The organism is Vibrio sp. MMH1-50 (assembly GCF_022347645.1).
Classification (GTDB): Bacteria; Pseudomonadota; Gammaproteobacteria; order Enterobacterales; family Vibrionaceae; genus Vibrio; species Vibrio harveyi.
On sequence record NZ_JAKRGG010000092.1, the window covers coordinates 1 to 1,134 of the forward strand.

General features: G+C 36.1%; 1 protein-coding gene and 1 pseudogene. Both read left to right on the forward strand.

From position 1 onward, the window contains the following. Positions 1-250 (forward strand): annotated as a pseudogene (locus tag MHO32_RS25700) (carboxypeptidase-like regulatory domain-containing protein); the annotation flags it as partial. A gap of 485 nt (positions 251-735) precedes the next feature. Next, the coding region (locus MHO32_RS25705) for a carboxypeptidase-like regulatory domain-containing protein (RefSeq protein ID WP_239215034.1) at positions 736-1,134 on the forward strand (399 nt) is incomplete at its 3' end.

Consider the following 1,134-nt stretch of genomic DNA (forward strand, 5'->3'; position numbering starts at 1 on the left):
TCGAGGGGTTACACATAATGCTTACTTTGTAGAGATGTTATCTGCTCTAAATTGCGATCTATCGAATAGTGAAGAAGTGATTTATGTGTATAACTCAAAATACTCCAGTGGCGTAATTGTATACCCTATAGTCAGCATTTGTAGATGGCCTAAACGATCTGAAATTGAAAAAAGAAAAGCCGCAGACATTGAAGAGTTTGATGAGCTTAAAAATTTGGATAAGTACGGAAATATTAATGGATTAATTTAGGGGATAAAAATGACAATACTTCCTCCAAGATTAACCTCTGAGCCAACTAATTTTTTCCATTCTATTATTGAATAAAAAACGAAGAATTGCGCTCTTACTTCACATACAAAAACATTTCTAAACTCATTGTTGGACATAATCATTTGAGGACATTAACAACAAATAACTTCTGTCCAGAGGCTGTCGCATAACGCATCTAAGGAGGTTTCAGTCTAATAAACGATTGAAAAAATGAAGGTTCCTGTTAACGGTAAATATAATAGCAAGCCGCTCCAATGAACTGACTTCTCATTTTTGACAACAAATCCAAATTGATCACTATCTTGCCTTAGACAATATTGCCAGTTCTGTTTTCGGCATATAGCATGCCAGAGACAAACCATATGCATATCAATAATTTGGCTATGCTTAGAGGTTTACTATCGTTAACACACCTCAGTTTTCTGTTAGTTTTTACACTTTCAGATTTTGGCTTGGAGAACAAAATGTTTAGAAAGAAAACGGTTCAGCTGTTCCCTCCAGTGACTGGAAAACTTACCAACAATGGTTCCCCCTTACCTGGTGTTAAATTAAAAAGAAGCTATGAATTTATCGATGTTACCGATGATGAAATACATGATTACACGACAACTGACAATGAGGGACGCTTTAGTTTTCCAGAGTTAACCATGCAATCACGCCATGCCGACAATCCCTTTGCTACCAATGTTATTTGGCAAGGTATTCGTATTGATAGTGATGATCCAAGTAATGCTGAAGATGATGAAGTCTACCTTTGGAGTGCAAACTCTCGAGGGGTTACACATAATGCTTACTTTGTAGAGATGTTATCTGCTCTAAATTGCGATCTATCGAATAGTGAAGAAGTGATTTATGTGTATAAC